12 protein-coding genes are annotated in these 17,486 nt (G+C 46.1%); 2 read left to right on the plus strand and 10 right to left on the minus strand.

Features of this window, described 5'->3' with window-relative positions; all coding sequences use genetic code 11:
* Nucleotides 1–48 precede the first annotated feature (48 nt).
* Both OCV19_RS02825 and OCV19_RS02830 read left to right on the plus strand, forming a co-directional pair.
* Nucleotides 49–1,674 carry an ABC transporter permease gene (locus OCV19_RS02825; protein WP_017059418.1) on the plus strand — a complete coding sequence of 542 codons (1,626 nt, stop codon included), beginning with the start codon at nt 49–51 and terminating at the stop codon, nt 1,672–1,674.
* Nucleotides 1,674–2,702, plus strand: coding sequence for an ABC transporter ATP-binding protein (locus OCV19_RS02830; protein WP_065676698.1), 1,029 nt, complete (start codon nt 1,674–1,676; stop codon nt 2,700–2,702). Before OCV19_RS02825 ends, OCV19_RS02830 begins: the two co-directional genes overlap by 1 nt.
* Before the next feature lie 150 nt (nt 2,703–2,852).
* Here OCV19_RS02830 and OCV19_RS02835 read toward each other — a convergent pair whose 3' ends face one another.
* The 10 genes from OCV19_RS02835 to OCV19_RS02880 form a co-directional block, all read right to left on the minus strand.
* Complete coding sequence (locus OCV19_RS02835) at nt 2,853–4,265, minus strand: phosphoglucomutase/phosphomannomutase family protein (protein ID WP_065676699.1); 1,413 nt, start codon at nt 4,263–4,265, stop codon at nt 2,853–2,855.
* A gap of 74 nt (nt 4,266–4,339) precedes the next feature.
* Nucleotides 4,340–6,745 carry a GH36-type glycosyl hydrolase domain-containing protein gene (locus tag OCV19_RS02840; protein WP_065676700.1) on the minus strand — a complete coding sequence of 802 codons (2,406 nt, stop codon included), beginning with the start codon at nt 6,743–6,745 and terminating at the stop codon, nt 4,340–4,342.
* 128 nt (nt 6,746–6,873) lie between these two features.
* Complete coding sequence (locus OCV19_RS02845; protein ID WP_065676701.1) at nt 6,874–8,820, minus strand: beta-N-acetylhexosaminidase; 1,947 nt, start codon at nt 8,818–8,820, stop codon at nt 6,874–6,876.
* Between the two features lie 12 nt (nt 8,821–8,832).
* Nucleotides 8,833–9,717 (minus strand): N-acetylglucosamine kinase, encoded by an 885-nt coding sequence (locus OCV19_RS02850; RefSeq protein WP_065676702.1) that lies wholly within the window; start codon nt 9,715–9,717, stop codon nt 8,833–8,835.
* Between the two features lie 2 nt (nt 9,718–9,719).
* Entirely contained in the window at nt 9,720–11,441 is a 1,722-nt protein-coding gene (locus tag OCV19_RS02855) for a glycoside hydrolase family 9 protein (protein ID WP_065676703.1), read from the minus strand.
* Between the two features lie 99 nt (nt 11,442–11,540).
* The gene (locus tag OCV19_RS02860) at nt 11,541–12,536 is read right to left on the minus strand and encodes an ABC transporter ATP-binding protein (RefSeq protein ID WP_017059411.1); all 996 of its coding nucleotides are present in this window, start codon (nt 12,534–12,536) and stop codon (nt 11,541–11,543) included.
* 87 nt (nt 12,537–12,623) lie between these two features.
* Nucleotides 12,624–13,607, minus strand: coding sequence for an ABC transporter ATP-binding protein (locus OCV19_RS02865; protein WP_048605693.1), 984 nt, complete (start codon nt 13,605–13,607; stop codon nt 12,624–12,626).
* Nucleotides 13,608–13,609: 2 nt separating this feature from the next.
* The gene (locus OCV19_RS02870) at nt 13,610–14,635 is read right to left on the minus strand and encodes an ABC transporter permease (protein ID WP_017056648.1); all 1,026 of its coding nucleotides are present in this window, start codon (nt 14,633–14,635) and stop codon (nt 13,610–13,612) included.
* A 2-nt stretch (nt 14,636–14,637) separates the two neighbouring features.
* Nucleotides 14,638–15,624, minus strand: coding sequence for an ABC transporter permease (locus tag OCV19_RS02875; protein ID WP_017633262.1), 987 nt, complete (start codon nt 15,622–15,624; stop codon nt 14,638–14,640).
* Nucleotides 15,625–15,793: 169 nt separating this feature from the next.
* Nucleotides 15,794–17,476 carry an ABC transporter substrate-binding protein gene (locus OCV19_RS02880; RefSeq protein ID WP_017056650.1) on the minus strand — a complete coding sequence of 561 codons (1,683 nt, stop codon included), beginning with the start codon at nt 17,474–17,476 and terminating at the stop codon, nt 15,794–15,796.
* Between the last annotated feature and the right edge of the window lie 10 nt (nt 17,477–17,486).

A 17,486-nucleotide genomic window follows, 5' to 3' on the forward strand; every position in this document is an offset into this window, starting at 1 on the left:
TATTTGCAAATGCATTTGTGTTTCATTAAGCCTCGTTGTAGTTAGGCGATGAAAGAAAAGAATTATTTATGGAACACCAGTAGCGGCATTATTGCTGTATTACTGGTCTTACCGATCTTAGCGATTTTTACGACGGCTGTTGGAGAAACAGATGAGCTATTTTCTCATCTGATGTCCACAGTGATGCCGACCTATGCCTACAATACGGTGGTTTTAGTCATAGGAACCATGTTCCTGTCTTTAGTTTTTGGTATTCCGTCGGCTTGGGTTATGGCAATGTGCCGTGTTCCGGGAGAGCGTGTTTTGCAGTGGGCACTCGTCCTGCCATTAGCAATGCCAGGCTATATCGTTGGCTATATCTTTACTGATTGGTTCGACTTTGCTGGCCCTGTTCAGGTTCTACTGCGAGATCTTACTGGGTGGGGACCCGGTGAGTATTGGTTCCCGGATATTAGAACCTTATCTGGCGCTATTATTGTTCTATCTCTCGTTCTCTATCCTTATGTTTATTTGCTGTGCCGCGCGGCATTTATGGAGCAAAACGTCTCCTTATTGCAATCCGCTCGTTTGTTAAAATGCTCACCTTGGGAAAGCTTCCGTCGTATCTCCTTACCACTTGTTCGTCCATCAATGGCGGTCGGTTTATCGCTTGTTGCTATGGAAACCATCGGTGACTTTGGTACCGTGAGTTACTTTGCAGTAAATACTTTAACGACTGCGGTTTATGATACTTGGCTAGGCTACTCAAGCTTAACGGCAGCAGCGAAAATATCGGCAATTATGCTGGTTATCGTGATCCTACTGTTGAGCTCAGAGCGATACAGTCGCCGTAAGCAGAAGCTATTCCAGAATCAGTTCAGCAGCCGCGAAGATTTTCGTTACGACCTTTCTGGTTGGAAAAAATGGCTGGCACTATTCTGGTGCTGGGGATTAGTTTGCGTTGCGTTCTTATTCCCTCTTGGCCAGCTCATAATTTACGCCTACAAATATTTTGCTCAAAGCTGGACCCCTGAATTCAGAGAGTATGCCATCAATAGCCTTTACGTTTCGGTAGCTGCTGCGATTATTGGCGTGATTATCGCGATGATTGTTAACTTTAACCAACGCGTTAGTCCGAGTAAGAAAAATCAGGCTTATATGCGCCTAGCTTCGATGGGCTATGCCGTCCCAGGCACCGTGTTAGCGATTGGGGTGATGGTACCTGTTTTGTTCATGGATCACTTGGTCAATGACATTGCGAAAGTGATGGAGTGGGGGCGACCCGGTTTGATCTTCTCTGGTTCGATGTTCGCGCTAATCTTTGCCATGGTGGTGCGCTTTTCGGCAGTGGCAATTGGCAGTATTGAAAGTAGCTTGAGTAAAGTATCTCCTTCATTGGATATGGCTTCGAAAACTATGGGTTGCAATACCAATCAGATGTTACGCCGTGTTCATTTACCTTTGATTAAACGTGGCGCATTGATCGCTGGTTTACTGGTGTTTATCGAATCAATGAAAGAGTTGAATGCGGCATTGCTGCTGCGTCCTTTCAACTTCGAGACATTGGCGACTTATGTTTATAACTATGCCTCAGATGAGCACCTAGAATTGGCGGCGATGCCTGCTGTATTATTGGTGTTGGTGGGTTTAATTCCTCTGATCATCGTAAACCGTTCCTTGGAGCAGAAAAACTAATGAGTTGTGCATTATCAATTAAAGATCTGACTTGTAAGTATGAGTCGCAAACCATTTTGGAAGCGCTCTCGTTAGAAGTTGAGCATGGTGAAATTGTTTGTCTTCTTGGTGCGAGTGGCTGCGGTAAAACGACCTTACTGAAGGCGATTGCGGGCTTACTTCCATTAAGTAGCGGTGTGATGAGTTTGAACTGTCAAACCATTGATGATGGCGAGAATTGGTTGCCACCAGAGCAGCGTAACATTGGTATGATTTTCCAAGATTACGCCCTGTTTCCGCACCTGACGGTAAACCAGAATGTCGGCTTTGGCTTGAAAGACCTTTCTGAGCAGCAAAAGAAAGACAAGGTTCAAGAGATGCTGGAGCTGGTTCACTTAGATGAGTACGGTGACCGTTACCCACACCAACTTTCAGGTGGCCAACAACAGCGTGTCGCTATTGCTCGCTCTTTGGCGTACAAGCCAGACTTATTATTATTGGATGAACCATTCTCAAATATCGATACTCAGGTTCGTCATGAGCTGATTTCTCAGATTCGTAAGATCTTTAAGAAGCAGGGTGTCACAGCTATCTTTGTAACTCACAGCCGTGAAGAAGCGTTCGCGTTTGCAGATAAGATGGCAGTAATGAACGACGGTGTGATTGAGCAGTATGGTTCGGCCTCTGAGTTATATTTCCATCCTTCGAGTAAGTTCGTTGCAGACTTTTTGGGTGGCGGTAGCTACCTTAATGCACAGCGTATTTCAGAGCTGGAGTTTGAAACCAGCTTGGGTGTGGTTGAAGCTAAACCACAAACGGAGATTGAATTCGGCAGTGCGTGTGAGCTTCTTTTAAGACCACAGCATATTCAAGCTAGTTATGAACAAGACAGTGCTATTTCAGTGCTAGAACAGCAATTTATGGGCGATCACTGTCGTTATGTAATCGAAGCGCATGGTCAGAAGTTATTAGCAACCTCATCAGAAGCACTTGAAGTGGGTATGCCGGTCAACGTAAAAGTGGATACCAAAGGCGTATTGGCTTTTTAAAGAGATATAACGCGATACTAATCGTTACAATAATCGCGATAAAAAAGCCCAGCACTTTAATCAAAGTACTGGGCAAGAGTTCTTCACTTATAGGCTTTAACAAGGCAGTGATTTGTTAAGTCCCATACAAAACTGCTGCACTCTATAAGCCTATAGAGAGAGGAAGTCTTTCACTTTTTGAAGAACACGTTCTGCAGTGTCTTTATCTTCCATTTCTGCGAAGATTCGTAGTAACGGCTCTGTTCCTGAGAAACGAGCAATCACCCAGCCGCCATTCTTGAAGTACACCTTAGCACCATCTTCATAGCTGACTTTTTCAATTTCGTATTCAAATTCAGGCAGTTGTTTCTCTACGTAGATCTTAGTGTAGAGAGCTTCCTTCTCCGAAGGCTTAAACTTACAATCGCCTTCAGCGGTGTAGGCATAGCCATATTTAGAGTAGATTTCATCAAGCAGCTCAGACAATTTCTTACCTGTTACGCTGATCATCTCAACCAGTAGGCTTGACGCGAAGACACCATCTTTACCTTTGATGTGACCACGAATGGTTAAACCGCCTGAGCTTTCGCCACCAATCAGTGAGTCATCGGCCTCCATTTGCGAGCTGATATGCTTAAAGCCTACAGGAACCTCAAAGCTCTTTTCGCCATGATCCGCTGCGACTTTATCTAGCAGGTGTGTGGTTGCGATGTTTCGAACAACAGAGCCCTTCCAGCCTTTGTATTCCAGCAAGTAGTAGTAAAGCAGCAGCAGTACTTCGTTAGGGTGAATGAAGTGACCCTTCTCATCGATGATACCCAAACGGTCAGCATCGCCATCAGTACCAATACCAATGTCATAGCCTTCTGCTGCAACTAAGTGCTTCAAGCGATAGAGCGTTGCAGCGTTTGGCGACGGCATTAAGCCACCAAAATCTGGGTTTTTGCCATCGTTGATGACGTCGACATCACAGCGACCGTTAATCAGCACAGTTTGCAGAGCATTTTTTGCCACGCCAAACATTGGATCAATCAGCACTCGTAGATTAGCTTTCTTGATCGAATCGATATCGATGAAGTCGATGATTGAATCGACAAAGTCGTTCATCGGGTTGATGATTTCGATTTCTTTGTCGTTTAATGCTTGTTCGAAATCGACTCGGATAACGTCTTCGTTGGTTAGTGTTGCGATTTGCTGTTCGATCTTCTCGGTGATGATCTCATCGGCATCACGGCCACCTTCAATGAACACCTTGATGCCATTGTAATCAGCGGGGTTGTGAGAGGCGGTAATACACGCCGAGTAGGTGCATCCCATCTCTTTCGCTTGGAACATCACGATAGGAGTCGGAACGAACTTGTCGATAAAGCTCACTTTGATGTTGTTGGCTGCCAATACTTCAGCAAACCAGCACGCGGCTTTATCTGAAAGGAAGCGGCGGTCATAGCCGATAACGAAGCCGTTTTTCGCTGCATCTTCATTATTGATGATGTTAGAGAGTGCTTGTGCCACTAAGCGGACGTTTTCTCTAGTGAACTCTTCACCAATAAACGCGCGCCAGCCGCCAGTACCAAATTTAATCATTAGAAAATCCTTTTAGTCTCACTATCTCAAGCCAGTAAAGACTTGAGATAGGAGCTGTTCATCAAATTAAGTGATTAGCCGAGTACAACGATAACTTCGTTCACGCTGCCTTCCGCTTGTACTGGAATTGCACCTTCAACCTGTTCACCGTTGATAGTGATAGAGGCAACACCTTTGCTTACCGCATTCGGGTTCTGCACGGTGATGTTGTAAGTTGCGCCACGCCATTGACGAGTTACTTCAAACTCAGGCCAATCAGTCGGGATACAAGGATCAACCGTTAATCCTTCGAAGCCAGTACGAACACCAAGAATGAAGTTGGTTACCGCAAAGTAAGCCCAACCAGAGGTGCCCGTTAACCAAGGGTGGTTTGCACGGCCGTGGTCTTGGTGATCTTTACCCATGATGAACTGCACGTACGAGTATGGTTCTGCGTAACGCGTTTCAATCATGTCGTTTTGGTTGTACGGGTTCAGTGCGTCGTAGAATTTCATCGCACGGTCACCACGACCTAGTTTCGCTTCTGCTACCCAAGCCCATGGATTCGGGTGAGAGAAAATTGCACCGTTCTCTTTTACTCCTTGGTAAACGCGAGTTACGAAGCCGATATCGTCGTTTGGTGTTGCGAATGAAGGAGAGTTTAGGTGTAGGCCGTATTCAGAGAAAAGGTTTTCATCAACAGCGTCCATCGCTTTCTCGCCACGTTCTTGAGAAACAGCACCAGATAAAACCGCGAGCGTGTTTGACTCAAGGTGCACACGACCTTCAGCTTGTTGAGCGGTACCGATCTTGTCGCCATTTTTAGTCAGACCACGGATGTACCAACCACCCTCGTCATCCCAAAGGTGAGTTTCACACGCTTCGCGTACGTTCGCTGCCATTTCTGTGTATTTAGCAACATCAGCATCGTTATTGCGGAACTTAGCTAGGTCTAAAAATTCTTGTAGCGCCCAGAAGTGTAGGAATGACACCATTGAAGATTCACCGCCACCTAGGTTCAAACAGTCATTCCAGTCAGCACGTAGACCTTTACAGATACCGGTTTGCCCTACGTATTCTGCAGAGAAGTTCAGTGCCGCTTTCATGTGTTCGTAGACAGTCGCTTCACCTCCGTCTGCGTATGGAATTACTTCATCAAAGAAGTCATGTTCACCGGTTTCCATCACATATTTGATGATGGTCGGAACGATCCACAAGTGATCATCAGAACAAGTATCTTCAATGCCGTGGATCTTGTCGTCATCTGACGGTGTTGGAACAACAGTTGGTGATTTTGAAGGCTCAACGTCTGCTTTCTCTGGATCGAACCAGTCTGGATCGAATAGGTGTAGACCGTAGCCCGCTTTTACTTGGCCACGAAGCAGGTCGATAATACGTTTCTTGGTCATTTGTGGGTTGGCATGAGGTACTGAAATCGCATCTTGCGCAGTATCACGGTAGCCAAGACCAGTACGACCCCCAACTTCAATGAATGATGCAAAGCGTGACCAAACTACACAGGTTTCTGCTTGGTACAGTGTCCAAGTGTTGATCATGGTGTCTAAGCCTTCGTTTGGAGACTTAACTTGGAACTTGTTGCAACGCTCGTCCCAGTGATCTTTGATGCCTTGGAAAGCCGCATCTACGTTTGCTGTGTCTTGGTACTTCTCACGTAGGCGCTCACCGTTGCCTTTGCCGATACCTAGTACGTAAGCAAAGCGAACTTCTTCACCCGGTTGAATGGTAAATTGCTTATGCAGAGAACCACAGTGGTTGTAACAGGTTTGAGCGCTGTTCGAACACTGACCGTTTTCAACCGCAATCGGGTTAGCTTCATCGCGGTACATACCAAGGAAGTTGTCACGCTGACCGTCGTAGCTGTCTGGTGAGAAGGTTGACGCTAGGTAGTAGAAGCCTTCAAAGTCGTTAGTGTTGTAGTACAGATCGTATTCCAACACACCTTTTTGGTAAGACGTGCCCGCAGAGTACAGAGACATCTGGTGGTTTTGGTTGTCTGATTGGATGTGGCTGAACGAGAACTCTACAAATGAGAATGTGCTGATAGTACGTGGCTTATCAGTGTTGTTCTTTAGCACAACGTCCCAAACTTCTGCATCTTCGCCTTTAGGTACGAATAGCGTTTTGGTTGCGGTAATGCCGCTGTATTCACATTTGAATTTTGAGTATGACAGGCCGTGACGAACCTCGTAGTTCGCTTCATCTAGGCTCTTGGCCACTGGTTGCCAAGAGATAGACCAGTAATCACCCGTCTCATCATCACGCAAGTAAACATAGTGTCCAGGACGGTCAAAGGTACCGTTTGGACGGAACTTAGTAACACGGTTGTATTCCGGAGAATTGTAGAACGAGTAACCGCCCGCATTGTGCGAAATTACAGTACAAAACTTTTCAGTACCTAGGTAGTTGGTCCAAGGTGCTGGTACATCAGGGCGAGTGATGACGTATTCGCGATTGTCGTTATCGAAATAGCCGTATTTCATTGTCATTTCCTTTTTAACAAACTGCATCTATGCAGCTAATTTTTAAATAGTGATGCTGAGTCTTATCTGACTGAGCACCTTAATTTGAGTTAGCAAGCGCTCGATGTGAGTGTTGCTTTGGTTTTGTTTTATTGAGCTTTCCAAGGGTTGCGATAGTCAACATTGAGTCTGTCGAGTAGCGGCAAGTGACCCTTTAGGCGAGACAGGTAATCTAGCCAGTTTCGGTTGTTTTTATGTGTCCAACATCCTTCAGCTAAAGCGCTAATTCTTGGAAATACCATGTAATCCATACGCTTTTGGTTGGTGACGATCTCACACCATAGAGCACACTGAATTCCGCGGATCCGCTTACGAATTGGGTCGGTGTCGGATATCTCAGCAAGCGCTTCGTAGGTATAAGCTTGTTCTAATGGGATAACGGCAGCCCAATCTACGCCCGGCTCTTCCGGTGCATAATCTTGGGTCATGTCGAGATAGGTAAACTGTGCAGGTTGCAACACCACATCAAAGCCTTGGCGAGCGCAATTGACAGCCGCTTCTTCACTGAGCCATGAGTAGATGATGGTCTCTTTACTCACTTTGTCGCCGTGCTGCGCTTCTTCCCAGCCGACCATGCGTTTGCCGAGTTGCTTAAGCTTGTTCTCGGCGTAGCGGAATAGGTGGCCTTGTAGGTCTTTGCTGTCTTGGTACTGGTGTTCTTTCATCAATGCTTGAGCAGCTGGGCTGTTGGTCCACACACCGGGTGGCACTTCGTCTGCACCCATGTGAATTAATTCGCTAGGGAACAGCTCTGCGACTTCTTCAATAACTGCATCTAGAAATTGGTAAGTACCTGCTAAACCTGGGTTTAGTACATTGTCGTTGTAGTGCTGAATGCTCTTGTATTGAGTGGTATCCGCTTGCTCTACCAATATGTCAGGCAGTGATTTGATTGCGGCGCGGCAGTGTCCCGGAATATCGATCTCTGGGATCACCGTGATGCTGCGTTGCTCTGCATATTTAATGACTTCGCGAATCTGTTGTTGTGTGTAGAAGCCGCCATAGTTGTCCGCAATGTGGGTATATTGCGGCTCTAGTGCATGATCAGGGCCACGCCAAGCGCCAATTTCTGTTAGCTGTGGCAGGCTCTTTATCTCAATTCTCCAGCCTTCATCATCGGTGAGGTGCCAGTGAAAAACGTTGAATTTGTAGTGCGCCAATTGGTTGATTAAACGCTTCACTTGATCCACTGAGTGGAAGTGACGAGCGCAATCCAACATCATGCCGCGGTACTTAAAGCGAGGTTGATCGGCTATCTGACAGCATGGTAGAGAGAAGTTCTCTGCGTCCAATTGTTGAACTAGTTGAATCAAGCTTGCCACAGCGTGTGTAAAGCCCGACTGGCTGCCTGATTCAGCAATAATCTGTTGTGCAGTGATGGTCAGTTTGTATTCGGCTTCATCTAACGTCGGGTTGCTGCGAAATAGAATGTCGCCGCTTTCGTCTTTTGGAAGTTCAGCTGAAAGCGCGGTCGAAACAGGCAGCTCAAAGGTCGAGAGCAATTCTTGCTGGAACCAAGAGACTGCCTTATCAGCAAGATGAGATTGAACCTCAATTTTGCAGTCGCTGCTTAGCGCGAAACTACCATGCTGAAGTTCGATATGATTCGGTTGAGGAATCAATGCAATCTCAGCAGCGTTAACTTCAGGTATTTGATTGCGTTCACGGTATGGCGAAGCCAGTACAATGGGTGATATCGCGACAGGCAGTACCGATGTTTCTCCATCATTATGTGACTGGATAAAGGCATCGTTAAGGCCATCAGAATAGAAGCGGAATGGTGCGCTTTGAATACTGAATTCAAGGTAGTAATGGTTGTTGGCCTTTAACACTGAAGAACTTGGTGTGAACGAGCAAAAGCTGCCAACTTGAGTCAGCTCTCCTTGCGATAAACTCTCTGGAAGGATGAATCGATCAAATGCAAAGTGCAGAGACCAATCTTTTACGTCGAGGTCACTTAAATTATGTACCGTAAGGCCAAATCGGCAGTTATTTTTTTGTTCAGAAAGAACAGCTAAGTCGATGCGATAATTCATATAACTTCCCTGCTAAGCCTGTTGATACAAGTTGTGTTGTGGTTTACCGGCAAACATCAATGCGCCTTCGATAGCGTCGAATTGAGGTTTAACTATCCATTGTTGTACTGGTGGTGATAGCCAGTTGAGAATACGCTCAGCGATACTCCCCATTAAACACACCTTGTCAGCGCCTTTTCGATGCAGTGCTAAGACAAACATTTCGATATCAGCCGCGGTTTGCTTGAGCATCTCGATAGCCAGTTCATCGCCTTCGTTAGCGAGTTGAAAAATCACTGGCGAGAATTGACCGTAATCCTTTGGAATAGCGCCTTTTGACCATTCGACGATGGCATCCACATCATTATCAAAGTGATTCATAACGTGCTGAGTCAGTGGGGTTTTGCTGCGAATACCGTCTTCTGCAAGCAAGACTTGTTGAATCAAACGTAAGCCCATGACTGCGCCGCCGCCTTGATCTGAAATCGGAAATTCACGACCGCCAACCACATGTTGCTCACCGTCTTTTAAGTAGATACCGCAAGAGCCCGTGCCACCAATCATGATTGCGCCGTTTTGGCCATTATGAGCACCAATACAAGCGCCATAAGCGTCGGTATTTAGTGTCATGCTTGCGAAAGGGTGCGGTTGTACCATGAAGTCAAACCATGCTGATTTTTGCTCAGCGCCAGCCAGAGCTAGGCCAACATGCATATTAGAAAAATCGTTAGAGTTGAGTAGCCCTTGTTGTGCCGCTTTTGTGATGGCATCAATAATTGAGCTCATCGCAACATCAACACCCAAAAGGATGTTGGCACTGCCACTTTTCGCCTCACCAATCAGTTTGCCTTGGTCATCACGAATACGAGCACGACAAGAAGTGCCGCCACCATCAATACCGACGTAGTAAAGCGTCATGATTATTGCTCCTTACGCTGTGCTAAGAAGTTGAACTGTGCAGCGGTTGCTAATAGGAACCAAGCGCCGTGAGGGATCCATTGTTCACCCCAGCGCCAGTTTTGGAGCATGTCATCTTTTTGTGCTGATGGGTTGAACGCAATGTCTTGTTCATCTTCAAAACCAGCCGTGATGCCATTACAGATACCTCCTTTCGCATTGAAGAACCCAAGCTGAGGTAGGTAGTCTGGGTTGTTATGGCCATGACCATCGAGCATGCACATGTGGTATGGGTTGAGGCCCAAGATCCAATCAAGGCTATTTTGTGAAAGCTGGATTAAGCGCTCTTGAAGTTCGCTATCTTTAATGTGCGGTTGAACTAGGTAAGCCATGGTTGCGATTGAGCCAAGACGTGCGTTCTCGCCTTGCCACCAGTAGCCTGTTTCGTTTTTCTGAGCGACGAAGAAAGCATCGCGCTTATCACCATCAACATTTTTAACGTACTGTCTTGGGTAGCCAAATGGGTTGGTTACTTTATCGGTGATGTTGATTTCGAATTGACATGCTTGTTCAACAACAATGCGAGCTTGTTCTTTGAGCTCCGTATCGGTTTCATTGTTGATGTACTCACACAAAGCAATTACTGGAAGGCCAGCTTCAGCTGCATGAAAGTATGGGCGAGAGCCATCAGAGTTTGCTGACCAGAAGTGCTCAAATAAATCATCTGACTGTTGGCGAGAGATTAAACGAGTCGCCCAAGTTCTTGCTTCTGAAAGGTATTGTTCGTCTTGTGTTACTCGATACAGCTCATTGGCTGCGAGTAGGGCGCAATACTCATCGATGATGTTCTCTTCACCATCGTTTAGGTATTGGAGGTTGTACTCTTTAAGATGCCAGTAACCTTTGGTCGCGGTATCAAGATAGGTTTGGCTAGAGTAGCTACCTGAAACCTCAAGTTCAGAAGCCACAGCGAGTGCCGCAATAGCAACACCTGCACCTTGTCGGTAGCCTGCTTGTAAGTCTGTTGATTTATGACCTTCTTGAGTCGCATAAGCACAGATATCGCGCTGGTTGATATCTTTACTCCACTTGTCGAATACTGTCATGTAGAAGTATCCAGCCGCGTCTTGCATACGTACTAAGAAATCAGCACCGAATAGCGCTTCTTCTGTTAGGCGAGTCATGGAGAATTTAGGGAAGTCTGGATTGCCACTGGTTAAGCGCACGCTTTTGAGCATGTTCCAAACAACCATAGGAATCTGTTGTGGATTGAGGTAGTTGCCGTAAGACAAGTGGCTAAAGTACTTGCTTACATCACCTGATGCGTCGTACCAGCCACCGTGGACATCGACGTATCTGTCGGTGCCAAGAATTTGTGCTTGTCGATCTTTCTTGTCAAAAGTGCCGCCACAACGTTGAGACTTAAAGTAATGAAGCACATCAGAAAAGGTGTGGTTCATTAATAGGTTGCTACCAATCTCGAAAACTTCTGAGCGTAGGTTATCAAAACGCAGGTAGTAGCGACCAGATTCAGTGGCTGAACTGAAATCAATAGTGAAGAATTGCCCTTGATGCCAATTTGCTACGCGGCCTTGTTTAACCACATCAAAACTTCCGACAGTCATATGGTTGTCAGCACAGACGAGTAGAGCCGTTGTGCTAGATAGGCGAGCTTTCTTAGTTTGTAAGATAGCTTGCTTGGGGCCTGTGGACTCATACCCAATATGGTTGGTCAATAACAGCATCAATATTCTCCGACAGTCCTAGTTTCTATTGGCTAGGTACTTGAATTTTTTTGGATATAAATAGTTAGGGTCCGCAGACCCTAACTTGGGTTTTTATGCTTAGCTTTCGTGTAGGTAACAGCGTACAAAGTGGTTATCAGCTAGCTGTGTAACCCCTGGTAGCTGCTCTTTACACTTGTCCATTGCGTGAGTACAACGGCCTGCAAACGGGCAACCTGCTGATACTGGTGTCCAAAGTGGAATCTCACCTTTATTGCCAGCAAGTTGTTCGTGGATCGATTTCTTAGGATCTGGAACAGCAGAAACAAGCAATTGCGTGTATGGGTGTTGAGGGTTAGCAATAACGTCGTCGGTATCGCCCCATTCCACCATGTGACCGACGTACATCACTGAAAGATCCTCAGCAATATAACGAGCAGTTGCGATGTCGTGAGTGATGTAAAGCAGTGACATTTGTTTCTCAAACTTCATCTCTTCCATCAGGTTTAAAACACCCGCACGAATTGAAACGTCTAGCATTGATGTTGGTTCATCGGCCAGAACAACTTCAGCACCAACTGCGATGTTACGTGCTAGATTGACACGTTGACGTTGGCCGCCAGACAGTTGGTGAGGGTATTTCTTCGCCGTCTCTTTTGGCGGAATGAGACCAACTTGCTCTAAAAGATCGTAAACGCGTTCTTCTAGCTCTTTTTTATTGCCCGGAGATACTTTCTTGTGGATTAACAACGGTCGAGCAATGTGGTGGAAGATATTGTGCGTTGGGTTCAATGAACCAAACGGGTCTTGCCATACCATTTGCACGCCTTCACGGTAGTGCATAAGATCTTTTCTGCTTGAGATCTCTTGGATATCACGGCCTTTGTATTCGATCGTGCCGCCCGAAGGCGCGTACATTTTTGCGATCATCTTTGCCGTTGTTGATTTGCCTGAACCAGACTCACCAACCACCGCTAAGCCGCGACTTTTATACATCTTGAATGACACGTCGTTAATCGCACGCATCATTGGGGTTTGAATGGTGGTACTGCTTATTGGGAAGTCTTTTACGACATTTTTACCTTCTACCAATAATTGACCGAAATCTTTGCTCATAATTGTCTCCAGAATCCTTATTCGCTTTGCTTGTTTTTAGGCGGGCGAGCCGCCTTGTTCGTTATTCACGCCAAGTCAGCGTGCAAGCTATAGCTTCCTTTGTACTATTGGGTCACCGTACAGGTGGCAGTTAGACAAATGTCCCGGGTCGATAGAACGCAGCTTGGTTGGCACCTTAGTACACGTTTCATGTACACGGTCACAACGAGCTTGGAAACGACACCCTTCTGGGATCTCTAACAGGTTCAGAGGGTTACCCGGAATACCTGCTAACTTTGTCTTTGGCCCTGTCAGTGGAGGGAAAGAACTTCCCAGCCCTTTGGTGTAAGGGTGGTAAGGGTTTTCTAGAATATCTTGAGAGTTAGCCACCTCGATTAGCTCACCTGAGTACATGATGCCGATGCGGTCAGAGAACTCGACCATCAATGACAAGTCATGGGTGATAAACAGAATAGAGAAGCCAAACTCTTCTTTCAGTGCATAGATCTTTTGTAGGATTTCGCGTTGCACAACCACATCAAGTGCGGTTGTCGGTTCATCCATAATGATCAGTTTTGGATTCAGTGCTAACGCGATAGCAATAACCAAGCGCTGACGCATGCCGCCAGAGAATTGGTGAGGGTAGTCACTCAATCGGCTTGGGTGAATATCTACAATTTCAAGTAGACCTTCAGCACGTTGTTTAGCTTGCTCACGAGTCATGTTGGTGTGACGCATAATTACGTCACAGAACTGCTCTTCCATCGGTAGTACTGGGTTGAGTGCGTTCATCGCGCTCTGGAATACCATCGACATCTCGCTCCAACGGAACGACTGCATACGGTCATCACTGTATTCAAGGATGTTCTCACCGTTGAAGATAACCTCACCACCACTGATGTAAGCGGGCGGCTTATGAAGACGCATCAGAGAGAAAGCGACCGTTGACTTACCACAGCCAGATTCACCAGCTAGGCCGAATACTTCACCTGGAGCGATGTCGAAGCTTACGTTGTTACACGCACGAACATCGCCAGACTCTGTGATGTAATCCACGCATAAGTTGCGGATAGAAATTAGTGGTTCAGACATGATTATTTATCTCCGCTCCAAAGTGCATTTTGTGGTGGTAGTTCTGGTTCACGTTCTTCTTTGTCTTGTGCTGCTAGTTTCTTCCAACGCTTCATGCCTTTGTGAGAACGCAGTTGCGGGTTAGCAATTTCATCGACAGCGAAGTTAAGTAGAGCAAGACCAGTTACAAGTAGTGTCAGTGCGATACAAGGAGCCAACAGTTCCCACCAAGCGCCAATCAGCATTGATGAAGAGGTTTGAACGTTGTAAAGCATGATGCCCCAGCTGATTGTGTTCGGGTCACCAAGACCTAGGAACGAGATCGTTGCTTCCATCATGATTGCGTACATCACCGAACCGATGAAGCTTGCGCCAACGATAGAGATAAGGTTTGGCAGAATCTCTACGAAGATGATGCGGAATGAAGATTCACCCAAAACTTCAGCGGCTTTTACAAACTCTTTTTCACGCAGTGCCAAGGTCTGGGAGCGAACAACACGAGCGCCCCAAGCCCAGGACATAAAGCCGATAACCAAGGTTATGGTGAGTGGCCCTGCCTCACCGATAAAGGCTGCTACTACGAACAGTAATGGGTATTGAGGGATTACCAGCATGATGTTCATTGCGGCTGTTAGAACGTCATCGACACGGCCTCCGAAGTAGCCCGCAGAAACACCAATAACAGTGGCGAGTAAACATACGGTTAGACCCGCACCAAAACCTACAGCAAGAGATACGCGTGCGCCGTATACCACTTGAGACCAAACGTCACGACCCATACGAGTTGTACCTAGTACGTGGTCTGCCTTCTTAGACATGATCAATGTACGGCGGTCGTCTGCTAGGTTTTGAGCAACCCAGCCATCAGGGTTAGTTTGTGCAGACTTCACCACGAAACCAGGGTATTCATGTGGGTTGCCTGTACGCTTGTCTGGTACATGTTTGGTGATTAATGGAGCTGCAATCGCGCCAAGAATAAAAATACTTAGGATGATGACGCCTGTTAGGGCCATCGGGTTACGCCAAATGAGTTTTAGAAAGTCTTTCATGATTATTTACCACCCTTACGAAGACGAGGGTCAAGAACAACGTAAAGCATGTCTGCAACTAGGTTAAAGAACAGCATGAATAGCGTCATGATAAGCAGCTGACCTTGCAGTACTTGGTAGTCACGAGCGTTAATTGCGTTGAAAAGTACGCTGCCAAGACCTGGATAGTTAAAGATGATTTCGATAATTAACTGACCACCGATTGCCATACCTAGCGACATTGAAAGGGCTGTCACACTTGGTAGCATCGCGTTACGAGCTGCGTAGTTGAATACTACTCGGTTTTCGCTCAGGCCTTTGCCTTTCGCCATGGTGATGTAGTCTTCGGCTAATAGGTTGATCATGTTGTTACGCATGTTTACTAGGAAGCCACCAATTTGAACAACAGAAGCACAGAACAATGGTAAGAAGGCGTGGTAAGCGACATCTTTGATGAATGCCCAGCTTGTCCAATCAGGCATGGTACCTGCGGTGTAGGCATAACCGGTTGGGAACCACTTCAAGCCAATTGCAAAGGTAAATAGTGCAATCATCGCGATAACAACTTGAGGAACAGCTTGTAGAATCAGCATCCCTGGCGTTACGAAGGCATCGTATTTACTGCCGCGTTTCCACGCTGCGAAAATACCTAGGATCGAACCAATCGAGAAAGAAAGAATAACTGCGGTGCCGGCTAAGAAAAGCGACCAACCGAATGCTCCACCCAACAGTGTGTTTACAGAAAGTGGGTAGAATTGAATTGATGTACCAAGTTCCCAGCTAAGAATGTTCTTCATGTACGCTACGTATTGAACCAGTAGGCCACCATCAACAAAGCCTAATAGTTCTTTCATTGCAGCAATACGCTCTGGAGTAACTTGTACAGAAGCGTTCGCAAACATCATGGTAACGGGGTCACCAGGCATTGCTCTTGGAATAATAAAGTTTAACGTCGCAGCAACTAATAGCGCGACAAAATAAAATGACAAACGTCTTAAAAAATAACCCATAACTCACACCTTACTCACCCAGATTGTTTCCCTGTTTCTGGATTCAGGTCGCTCCTAGCGAAATTTGGAACGAAAAATCCCCTGACGACTAGCGCCATACTTTCAATTGAGAGTGTGGGGATTTTTATAAGCGGCGTAAGAGGTTACGCCGCAAGGATTGAACGATTACTTATTTAACTGGTTTTAGGTCCAGTACATGAAGTAGACGCTCTGGAATACCAGCCCAAATGTTTGGACGGCCTTTTGGATTTTCTTCGTTCCACCAACCAGTGAAGCGAGTTGTGTTGTATTGATACATGTAAGCACCAGACATCACAGGGATTGTCACTTGGTCTGCAGCGATGATTTGCTGGATACCGTGTGCAATGTCTAGCTGTTCGTTCTTATCAGCTGTTTTGTAGAAGCTGTTTAGAAGACCATCTAGCTTGTCGTTTTTGTAGAAGTGCATAGCGAAACGAGGCATACCATCACCAGATTGTAGTGATGAGTTGTAAGCACTATTCCAGTACGTGTATGGATCCGCACCGTGGAAGTAGTTTGTGTATGCTACGTCGTATGTACCTTCAAGCATTGCTTGGTTGTAAACAGAGAAGTCAGGTGTACGAGCTTTCGCTTTAATACCGATTTCGTTCAGCTGTTCTACCGCTAGTTGAACTGTGTTGTTGAAGTCAGTCCAGCCGTTTGGCGATTGAATCATTAGTTCAAAAGACTTGCCTGATGGAGTGTCAACAAAACCATCTTTGTTTACATCTTTGAAGCCAGCGTCAGCAAGAAGCTTCTTCGCGCCTTCAGCGTTGTAAGTGTTGAAGCCTTTGTACTTGTCATGAGTTTTTTCATCAGACCAAGCTTCAAACGCGTAGCCAAGACCCGATGCGAAATCGTTCACAGTACCGCCACCGTAGAATGCGATGTCGATGATAGTTTGACGGTCAAGAGCCATAGAGAAAGCACGACGGAAGTCAACGTTGCTCAATGCTTCATGCTTCGCAGCATCAGGGTGCTTGAAGTTAACGATGAATGCCTGTGTACCTGCTGGCGGGTACCAGTAGTGGTGTTTAGGGCTAGCTGCTGCGTATGTACGATCGATATCTGGAACGAAAGAAGACGTCCAGTCCATTTCACTGTTTACAACTTTACCTAGGAATTGGTCGTTGTTCGCAATTTGTGGAACACGTAGACAGTCAACATCTAGGTTGTCTGCATCCCAGTAGTTCGGGTTTGCACACTGGATGTATAGTTGCGCTGTAAACGTATCGATTTCTGTAAATGGACCAGAACCTACCGGGTTCTCATTGGTAAACGTTGATGGATCTTTAACGTCTTTCCAGATGTGCTTAGGTACTACAGGTACTTTAGCAATCTCGTAAGGTACGTTTGAGTTTGCTTCTGTTAGTGTGAACTTAACTTGGTTGTCGTTCAGTTTTTCTACAGAAGTTACCCAAGAGTTGATACCAGATTGGTCAAGCTCTGGCTTCTCTTTTACAAGGTTGAAAGAAAAAACAACATCATCAGCAGAGAAAGTTTCTCCGTCAGACCATTTAACACCCTTACGAATGTCGAAAACAACGCTCATCAGATCATCTGACATCTTGAAGTTTTCAGCTAGACGGAACACTGGAGTGTTACCGTGCATTTCGTTAAATACTACTAGCGGCTCATACATGAAGTCAGTTGTAGTATGTAGGTTAGTAGCACCAAGGTACGGGTTAAAGTTACGTACGAAGGTAGTGTACTCTTTCGGGTGAACGGTCAGTTCACTGCGTTCTGCAGCGGTTGCTACTGATGCAAAACCTGTTGTAGCAGTTGCAATAATTGCTGTTGCTATTGCTGTTTTTTTTATATTGGCAAGCATAGCTGTTCCT

Origin of the sequence: Vibrio celticus, from assembly GCF_024347335.1 — a bacterium.
Taxonomy (GTDB): Bacteria; Pseudomonadota; Gammaproteobacteria; order Enterobacterales; family Vibrionaceae; genus Vibrio; species Vibrio celticus.